10 protein-coding genes are annotated in these 9,506 nt (G+C 56.9%); all 10 read right to left on the bottom strand.

Annotated features, from left to right (window positions below):
• A partial coding sequence (gene cbiE, locus R6U41_RS10635) for a precorrin-6y C5,15-methyltransferase (decarboxylating) subunit CbiE (RefSeq protein ID WP_410269819.1) occupies positions 1-376 on the bottom strand: 376 nt, incomplete at its 3' end.
• Positions 373-1,482, bottom strand: coding sequence for a cobalt-precorrin-5B (C(1))-methyltransferase CbiD (cbiD, locus tag R6U41_RS10630; RefSeq protein ID WP_410269818.1), 1,110 nt, complete (start codon positions 1,480-1,482; stop codon positions 373-375). The genes cbiE and cbiD, both read right to left, overlap by 4 nt.
• A gap of 32 nt (positions 1,483-1,514) precedes the next feature.
• A complete protein-coding gene (locus tag R6U41_RS10625; protein ID WP_410269817.1) occupies positions 1,515-2,564 on the bottom strand; it encodes a nucleoside recognition protein in 1,050 nt (349 codons plus the stop codon).
• Positions 2,557-3,285 (bottom strand): precorrin-2 C(20)-methyltransferase, encoded by a 729-nt coding sequence (gene cobI / locus R6U41_RS10620; RefSeq protein ID WP_410269816.1) that lies wholly within the window; start codon positions 3,283-3,285, stop codon positions 2,557-2,559. The genes R6U41_RS10625 and cobI overlap by 8 nt, the downstream gene beginning before the upstream one ends.
• A complete protein-coding gene (locus R6U41_RS10615) occupies positions 3,286-3,906 on the bottom strand; it encodes a precorrin-8X methylmutase (RefSeq protein WP_410269815.1) in 621 nt (206 codons plus the stop codon).
• Positions 3,887-5,302, bottom strand: coding sequence for a cobyrinate a,c-diamide synthase (locus R6U41_RS10610; protein WP_410269814.1), 1,416 nt, complete (start codon positions 5,300-5,302; stop codon positions 3,887-3,889). The genes R6U41_RS10615 and R6U41_RS10610 overlap by 20 nt, the downstream gene beginning before the upstream one ends.
• Before the next feature lie 388 nt (positions 5,303-5,690).
• Complete coding sequence (locus R6U41_RS10605) at positions 5,691-6,680, bottom strand: ABC transporter substrate-binding protein (protein ID WP_410269813.1); 990 nt, start codon at positions 6,678-6,680, stop codon at positions 5,691-5,693.
• Positions 6,670-7,443 carry an ABC transporter ATP-binding protein gene (locus R6U41_RS10600; protein ID WP_410269812.1) on the bottom strand — a complete coding sequence of 258 codons (774 nt, stop codon included), beginning with the start codon at positions 7,441-7,443 and terminating at the stop codon, positions 6,670-6,672. Before R6U41_RS10600 ends, R6U41_RS10605 begins: the two co-directional genes overlap by 11 nt.
• Entirely contained in the window at positions 7,433-8,473 is a 1,041-nt protein-coding gene (locus R6U41_RS10595; RefSeq protein WP_410269811.1) for a FecCD family ABC transporter permease, read from the bottom strand. The genes R6U41_RS10600 and R6U41_RS10595 overlap by 11 nt, the downstream gene beginning before the upstream one ends.
• Before the next feature lie 7 nt (positions 8,474-8,480).
• On the bottom strand, positions 8,481-9,296 hold the full coding sequence (locus R6U41_RS10590) for a sirohydrochlorin cobaltochelatase (RefSeq protein ID WP_410269810.1): 816 nt from the start codon (positions 9,294-9,296) through the stop codon (positions 8,481-8,483).
• Between the last annotated feature and the right edge of the window lie 210 nt (positions 9,297-9,506).

Here is a 9,506-nt window from a genome sequence, read left to right as displayed (position 1 = left end):
GCATGCTCACAGCCGCGGCCTCCTGCCAGGAGCACTTGATGCGGCCAAACGCGGCAGCCATGGACGAGATATTGGGATAAACCGTCACACGGTTTTTGCCGAAACGCCGGATCAGGGTGGTGCCGATGCCGTAGAAAAGCGGATCTCCGCTTGCCAGCACGGCCACGGTGCCGGATTGGGCAAAATTTTCTATATCATCGAGTACCGCGGACAAGGGGGAATCAATTCTGCGCTGCCTGGCCGGGTGGTCGGCAAACCATTTGAGATGCCGGTCCGCGCCCACCAGAAAACCGGCATTTTTAATGACTTCCAGGTGCCTTTGGGACAGGTCAGCCCGGCACATGCCCATGCCCACGACGTGTATTGGGTTTTTCATAACCTCCCTTTCGTATCTGCGCTGTCTGCGGATACGCCCCCTTCATAATCGAATATAACGGCACGGATCTGTATACGGGTGTTGGCAAACCCGTCAGCCGATGCAAGCATCCGGTCGGCGGTGTCGGCAAGCACTGCCGGGCAGTTGTCCCGGATTATGAAAAACGCGGATCTGGCCGTGTTGGCAGATGCCACCTGCCGGGCCAGGGCTTTCTCCGGGCATCGCTGCTGCACCCATCCGGCCAGGGTTTCAAGCCCCATGCGGGATTTGGCCGCGTGGGTATGGGCCGCTCCCTGGGCCATTTTCACGGCCTTGCCAAAAAACACAGCCAGCACTACCCGGGTAAAACCGTAATCGCCGGCCATTTGCATGGATTTTTCAAAATAATCCCCGATCTGGACAAAGGCCGGCTCCGGCAGATCGGAAAACAGGGCCTGGGCGTAGCGCTCGCTTCTGCGGCCGGTTGTGCACACCACAACATCGCTTCCTGCGGCCCTTGCCACGGACATGCCAGAGGAAATGGTGGCAATATAGGCTTCATGACTCATGGGTTTTACCACCCCGGTGGTGCCGAGAATGGAGATACCGCCAATAATTCCGAGCCGGGCGTTTAATGTGTGCTTTGCGATTTTTTCTCCCTTGGGAACAAAGATTTCAATGACCGCACCCCGCGCATCTGCGAAATCATCAAAAACCTGTTTGACCGATTGCCGGATCATTTTTTCCGGCCCGGGATTGATGGCCGGGTTGCCCGGGGCCACTTCCAGCCCCGGCCGGGTAATGCGGCCAACCCCGGGACCGCCGGTGATCACAAGTCCTTTTTCCGGCTCCAGAAGGGAGACCCGGGCGCCGATTTCAGCCCTGTGCGTGGCATCCGGGTCATCGCCGGCATCCTTGATCACCGTGGCCGAGGCGGTAAAGGCATTTTCAACAGAGCATCCGTGCACGGCAATGTTGATGAAATCCCCGGTCAAAAGCACTACCCTGACTTCAGCAGGCGGGTGTTTGCCCAGCAGGGCCAGCACAGCCGCCTTTGCCGCTGCCGCGGCAGCGGTGCCGGTGGTAAAACCGGCTTTGAGTTTGCGTCTGGATTTTTTGCCTGTCACTTAACCTCGCAGCCTGCAGTTTGAAACGGGTTTTACGCCAAAATATAATAAATCGCAGTGACCGCCGCCAGGCTTGCCACCCGGAAAAACTGGCCCAGCAGCAGCAGCTGAGCCCCGGTTTTGGGCTGGAAAATGCCCATGTAGCGCGGCAGCTGATGACGCAGAGCCCGGACCGGAAATGCGATGATATTTCCGGCAATCAGGGCGATCACGGTCTGCTTGACAGTGATCACCCCCTGGTCGAGTAGGGCGCCGGCTGCGGCAAACCCGGAGGTGAATTCCGCAACAAAGCTTAAGATCACCACAGAGAAGGCCTCCACGGGCAGGGCCTGGAGGGTCACGGCACGGGTCATCCAGGTGCGAAGGACTTCAAATGCCCCCAGGCCGGCTGCAAAATATACGGCCGTGTAAATGGGTACCACGTATGTCAGAATTGCGGCAAAACGTCCGGGCAGCCGTTTTTTCAATACCGTCCAGGCCCCTTTTTTTTCCGCCTCGCTTTGCTGCAATGCAAGTTCCTGGTCTTCCTGGCCGGCTGCCGGGGGGACAAATAGCCGGCCCCAGATCACAAAAACCATTGTGCGCACAAGGGTGGCGGTTAGGGTCAGTGCGAAATAGATCAAACCGGCGGTTTTGGTCAGGGGCACCACGATGAAAAAGGTCGTTGGCAGGTGCAGGAAATAGGCCGGCAGCTGGTTGATGAAATTGGTGAGAAACATCTGCTTCCGGGTGATTTTGTTGTCATTGTAAAAATCCACCAGCATGGAATTGGCCGCCACCCCTGAAAAAAAGGCCGCGGAAAAAGCTGCACTGCAGCGCGTGCCCAGGTTGGCATAGGAAAACAGCGGTGCGGCCACAGCACCCAGCCGCCGGGTCCAGCCCCTGGATTCAATCACCTGGGCCACGGCCAAGCCCATGCCGATAAACACGCAGAGCCGGGCCAGGGGGATTGCCAGCTTGTCTGCGGCAACGGCCGGAGTGATGGCCTCGATGGTCATCATGCCGGTGGCTGCCATGGCCACGGATATCCCTATGGATATTAAAAGCCGACGGTATTTGGGCTGTGCTGCCTTTTTACTCATGTCCGTTTTTTTTTCCGGAGAAAATTAGGGTCCAGTAGTCCGGGCGCGCCGTTTCAAACGCGTTGATATTTTTGATGACCCGCTCTTCGGGCAGGCTGCAGGAAACAATTCCCACTGAGTTGTCCCGCCATCCCCGCTCATCAATGGCCCGGGTGATGTCTGCGGCGTTTTTGTACGCCTTTAAAAAAACCACGTTGTCTGCATAATCACCCATTTGCCGCAGCTTGTCCCCGCCGCGGCAGCCCGATACGATCAGCAGGGACTGCTCGCCTTCGGCCAGAGGCCGCTGCAAGCGGGCAGCTGCGGCATGATAGGATGTTATGCCCGGTATTGCAACCGTTGGTGTATCAGGTGCGATCCGCCGGAGATGCCTGGCCAGGTAAGAGTATGTTGAGTAAGTCAGGCAGTCGCCAAGGGTGAGAAACGCGACATTTTTGCCCTGCTCCAGGGTTTGGGCAATGATTTGGGCGTTTTTCTCCCAGGCTTGTTTTAATACATCTTCGTCCTTGCTCATAGGAAACCCCAGGTTATGGATTTCCGCGCTGTCCGGGATATAGGGCCGGGCAATGGCGACCGCCAGGCTGTAATCGTTTTTGGTGGAACTGGCCGTGTAGACCACATCCACCTGTGCCAGGATCCGGATCGCCTTGAGGGTGATCAGCTCGGGATCTCCGGGACCCACGCCGATGCCGTAAAGTGTTCCGTACTGTGTGTTCATCATTTATGCTCCTTTTTCGGCAGCCAGGGAAAATAGGGCGTTGATCACGGCTGCAGCCACGGCTGACCCGCCTTTTCTGCCCATGTTGGTGATATGGGGCACATCCGCCCGGGTCAGCATTTGTTTGGATTCAGCCGCGTTGACAAACCCCACCGGCAGGCCCACCACCAGGGCGGGTGCTGTGTGCCCTGCCGTTATCTGCTCGATTATGCGCATAAGGGCGGTGGGCGCATTTCCCACCACGAAAATGCCGCCTTTGACCTGGTCTGCTGCTGCATCGACTGCTGCGGCAGCCCGGGTGGTGCCTTGGGCAGCGGCCTGTTTTTTCACCTCCGGGTCCTCCATTAAGCACTCCAGCCGGCAGCCGAATTGGGCTGCATCGGTTTTGCGGATTCCGGCTTTTGCCATGTTGGTGTCCGTGACAATGGCCCGCCCGGTTTGAATGGCGCGGATCCCGGCTGATATGGCCTCCGGGTGGAAGCGTACGCTCTGCAGGTACTCGAAATCCGCGCTGGTGTGAATCATGCGTGAGACAATGCGCCACTGCGCAGGTGCAAACCCGTGGGGCCCGGCTTCCTTTTCGATGATAGAAAAGCTCAGGTCTTCAATTTCGTGGGGTTTCATGAATGTTTTCCCTTTTGTTTTGAAATTCTGCACATGCGTTTGCAAAGTTGCGGCCGGTTTGGGGCTGGCTCCGGAAATGCAGGTGCACGTAGCTGCCCAGGCACTGATTTGTCAGCCAGCCCGGGGCGGTGCGGTTTTTGCCCGCCCGGTCAGCGGTTTCATAGACGTCCGGCGCTGTTTTGTCCGCCTTTGGGTCCCGGATAAAAGAGTAATGGAACTCATGACCCCGCACAACCGTACCCGCAGGGTCCAGGGGGGTGTTTTTCAGAAACCGGATCTGTCGGTAGCCAAGGGCGCAAAGCCGTTTTGCCATGACTGTCTGGAACCCGAATACGCCGGCCATTTCAAAAATTTGGCCGTTTTGGTCTTCCAGGCTTTTGCACAAATACATAAAGCCTCCGCATTCAGCGTATACCGGCATGTCTGCCCGGACCGCAGTCTGAAGGGCCCGGCGCATGGACAGGTTTTCAGACAGGGCCTGGGCGTACAATTCCGGGTATCCCCCCCCGAGATAAATGCCGTGAATGTTTTCTGGCAGGTCTGTATCATTGACAGGGGAGAAAAATACGATTTGGCATCCTTGTTCTTCAAGCACGTCCAGGTTGTCTTGGTAATAAAAGCAAAAGGCCGGATCTTTTGCCACGGCCACCCGCACGACAGGTTCGGGCCGGAGCCGGTTAGCAAGCTGTTTTAGCGGTATTTCGTCAAGTCCGGTAATCAGGCGGTCCAGATCTGTGTGCGTGGAGACAAGATCGGCCAGGGCATGGGTTCTCTGGTCGGATATCACCTTGTCTTCTGCGGTAAAAAGCCCCAGGTGCCGCTCAGGAATTCCGACGCCGGCATCCTTTGGGATCGCCCCCAGAAGGGCAATTTCAGAGATATCGGCCATGGCCTCTTCCAAATACCGGATGTGTGCCGGACTGCCCGCGTTGTTGGCCACAACTCCGCAAAAGCGCACTTTTGGATCAAATTCCACAAACCCCTTGACCATGGCCGCAAAGCTTCTGGCCATCCGGCCGGCATCCACCACCAAAAGCACCGGCAGGCCCAGCCATTTGGCCATCTGGGCGGTGGAGCCGGCCTCGGACCCTCCGGAAAAACCGTCATACAGTCCCATGACCCCTTCCACCACGGCCATTTTTGCACCGTCTGCACCCCTGGAAAAGATTTCCAGGTTGGTATTCTGGTCCAGCATCCAGCCGTCCAGGTTGCGCCCGGGCTGACCGGTGATTTCTCCGTGCAGGCCCGGGTCAATGAAGTCCGGGCCGATCTTGAAGGCCGCCGTGTCAATGCCCTTTCTTGTCAGGGCCGCCAGCAGGCCCAGGGTGATGGTGGTCTTGCCGCTTCCGCTGGCCGGCGCCGCCACCACTATCCCTTTGATCTTTTTTGTATCCATATGTTTTTTCCTGACATGCATCAAGCGATGTAAAAGCTTTGCGCGGCTGTCAAAGTGACCGCCCGCTTTGGAAATAAGCATGCTTGTCGTGTTGTCGTGCGGGGCAGCGGGGCGGTTTGTTTGCTGCTGACCGTTTTCGCCGATCCGGCCGGTGCCTCCGCCGGAATTTCAAAAACTCGGGCTGATGCCCTCAGACAGTTTGAAATTCCAATGGCTCCGGCCCCGGCCGGATCTTTTGGCGAAAACGCTCAATGCAGCTTCACAAACCACCCCGCCGCCCCTTGCCCAACCTCCGTCAGAACCGGAACAGCACAAGAAAAATTTCATCCAAGCCTCGAGCCAATCAAAAAGTTCAACTCATCAGTGCCCACTGACAACTGATCACTCATTACTGACCACTGTTCACATCTCCCAACATCTCCCCACCCCTCTCTTTCGTATAAACATCCGGATACAAAATCGAACCGATGGTCCATATGCCTTTGAGCAGCCGCAGGGTGGGGCGGGCCACGATCTGCTCGTCCACGATATAAATCTCGCCCTGCTTGACCGCCTTGATCACATTGTAGCCCGGCTCGTTTTCAATGTCTTTGACATCAATGCTGTTCATGGGCCCGTTCTGGGCCAGGTAAACATCGATTTGCCCCCCTCTTGCCATGATCCGTTCCCTGCCGAATTCCGCAATATTGGTGTTGCGCACCCGGCTGACATCGTCTGCCGCATTGATGCCGCCGGCGCACTCCAGGGCAAAAACCGGCATGGAATCCGGGGTAAAGGTCTTGAACCGGTCGTGGATGGCCTCGAAATAAACCCTTTTTTTCGCAGGAATTTGTTCGGCCAGAAGCCGGGCCTGTTTGACGCCCTGGTCAAAATGCGCAATCATTTTCTCTGCGGCATCCTCCCGGCCTGTCAGCCGTCCCAGGATGCGCCAGTACGTTTTCATCTCTTCTATATTGCCGGGCTGAAGTGAGACCACCCGGATGTTGAATTTTTCCAGTTGCTTTATTAGGGGTTCATAGCCGCGGTCGAGCATGGGGCGCACCAGCACCAGGTCGGGCCGGGCTGCAAGAAACTTTTCCGGGCCGTCCTGGGGGGAAAAGCCCGGTTTTTCCCTGGCTTTTTCCGGATAGTCCGGATGTCGGCCCACCCCGACAATCTCTTTGTCCAGGCCCAGGGCAAACAGGTTTTCCGTGTGGGCGCCATACAGGGAGATGATGCGGGAAAAGGGTTTTTCCACCCGGATCTGCCGGTCCGCGCAGTCGCGCACCGTGTGTTTGCCCACAAGGGCCATGGTCTGGCTTTCGGCCTGTACCGGAACGGCCAGAAAAATCAGGGCAGCAGCAACAAGTATAAAAAATTGTAAATGTTTATCCGACAAAGGTCACCTGTGGTGCGTTTATGGCCGAATCGGTCCGGATACGGGCGTCAACGCCGAATATCTGTTTTAAGACCCCGCGCTCCAGGGTGTTTTCCACCGGCCCGTTTGAAACGATTTTTCCTTGGTTCATCAGTATGAGATCATCTGCGTACCTGAGCGCCAAATTGATGTCGTGCATGACCGCGGCCGCGGTGATGTTTTGAGTTCTGACCCGTTTGGCCGCCGACTCCAGGAGGCCGAGGCCGTGGCGGATATCCAGATTGGCGCAGGGCTCATCGAGCAGCAGCACCGGGGTTTGCTGAGCCAGGGCCCGGGCAAACACGATCCGTTGTTTTTCGCCGCCGGAAAGCTCGGTCATGAAGCGGTCTGCCAGGTTTTCGGCTTTGCACTCGGCCATGGCCCGGCTGACCACTTCCATATCTTCGACCGTGGGCGCGGAAAACCGGGGCAGGTGGGGATAGCGGGCCATGGCCACCACCTCTTCTGCGGTGTAGGGAAAATTCACCCGGTATTCCTGGGGCACCAGGGCCACCTGCCTGGCCAGGGCCCGGCTGGAATACTGTTCAAGGGCCCGGCCGTTTAGAAAAATGTTTCCTGAATCCGGACTTTTGTGCCGGCACATCAGGTCCATCAGTGTGGTCTTGCCCGACCCGTTGGGTCCGATCACCGCGTAAAAGCGCCCCGGTAGAAGCGAAAGGCTTAGCCCGTCAATGGCGCGCCGGGTGCCGTATGAATAAAAAATTTCGCTGATATCAAAACCCATGGCCCATTGCCCCCATCTGTCGCCTGCGAAATACCCAGCAGAAAAACGGTCCGCCGATCAGCGCTGTGAGCACACCGATGGGCAGTTCGCTGGGAAGCAGGGCCCGGGTTACTGTGTCTGCGGCCAGCAGTAAAATGGCACCAATGAGCAGCGATACAGGAATGAGCCGTCCGTGGTCCGGGCCGCAGATGCTTCTGACCAGGTGGGGCACCAAAAGCCCCACAAATCCAATAATCCCTGAAACCGATACGCAGATTGCAGCCATCAGGCTCACGCAGACCAGAAGCATGGGCGAAAGCCTGTGCACGGACGTTCCCATGGATGCGGCCGTTCGGGTGCCAAGAGACATCAGGTTCAGATCCCTGGCAAAAAAAAGGCACACACCCGTGCCCAGCGCTGTCACCCCTGCCAGGAGGCCCGCGTCTGCCCACGTCTTTGAAGCCAGGCTTCCCATGAGCCAGAAAATGATCACCGAGACCCGCTCGTCTGCGAGGTACTTGATAAAGCTGATGCCTGCAGACAGGATGGCCGCCACGATAATGCCGGACAAGATCAGGTTGCTCGACGAATATCCCCCTGCCGAAGATGCCAGATACATAACAATCATAAGCGTTGCCACGGCCCCGGCAAAGGCAAACAAGGGAACGGAAAAAGCCCCGAGCATGCTGACATTGATCAGAATCGCAACAGAGGCCCCGAAGGCCGCCCCCGCGGAAACTCCCAGGGTATAGGGATCTGCCAGCGGGTTTAACAAAATGCCCTGATACACCGCGCCCGACACCCCCAGGGCCCCGCCCACCAGGGCGGCCACCAGGATGCGCGGCAGGCGAACCTCAAGGACGGCGGTCCGGGCAATGGGATCAATGTCGGCGGCCAGTCTGGAAATGCCGGATACCGCCGAGCCGGCTATACGCAGGACATCGAAAAATCCCACCTGCACATGCCCCATGCCCGCGGCCGCGGCAGCCAGAACCACCAGCACCCCGGTCAGGACCACAAGCTGCGGCCAAAGCGGAAAAAACCGAAGCATGCCCAATTTATTTCTCCATGGCAGTTTGGAGCTGGCTCACCCAGATATCCACAAATGGATCATATTCCGCAAATCCTTTTAAAACGGGTTTGCAGTCAATGCCTGCGTCATTGAAAACGGATTTCCAGGAATCCTCGCCGTCTCCGGCCATGTCGTTTCTTGCATGGTCGCCGGCCACGGACATAAAGGGCATGAGCCATGCCGTGGATATGTTGTTTTTCTCAAGCTGCTCCAATATTTCCTCAGGGCCGGGAAACCCTTCCACCGTGCCCATGAAAATGTTTTTGTCATCGCGCTGCAGCCGCCACATAAGGGCCGGGTAAGCAGCATTTGACGGATGATGGGTGCCGTGTCCCAGAAGCACGACCGCTTCATCGCTTGCGCGCTTTTCGGGTATGGTGTCATGGATGGCCCGGGCGGCTTTTGCCATGTCTTCCGGCCCTGCCAGCAGCGGTCCGCTGATTGTGATTTTTTTAACTCCACCGGCGTGATGTTCAAACTTGCGTATGGTTTTGACAAGGTCGTGGTATTCATATCCGGCAATGGTGTGCAGCGACTGCACAAAAATTTTGGTAAAGTCTTGTTCTGCCATTTCTTTCAGGGCCTGTGAAGGCGAATGGGCCGTTTTCCCCTGTTGGGCCATTTTGTTGCGGATCATCTCCGAGGTATAGGCCCATTGGATTGTTGTGTCGGCAAAGGCGGATTTGATTCCTGCTTCAATATTGTCAAAGGAAGCCTGCGCCTCTGAAAACGTTGTGCCAAAGGCAACCAGAAGGATTCCTGTTTTGCCGTCCTCCGGCTGCGGGCTGCCGGCCTGAACCATTGCAACTGCAGCAAAAATTAGGATCAGTAGCATCAAAATCGGTTTGAAAAGACCTTTTCCCATTTCATCCTCCTTTTAAAATTTTTCCGGAATAAAAAAGCCCCCCTGAGCTTTTTGGCTCAGGGGGGCTGCACCCGTCTTTCTTGACCCCTTCTTTGGTTTCCACGCCGGTGATATCCGCGCCGGTGTTCGTGAAAAACTTCAGCAAGG

This window comes from Desulfosalsimonas sp. (genome assembly GCF_046483245.1).
GTDB lineage: Bacteria > Desulfobacterota > Desulfobacteria > Desulfobacterales > Desulfosalsimonadaceae > Desulfosalsimonas.
This window is presented reverse-complemented; position numbering and strand designations above follow the sequence as displayed.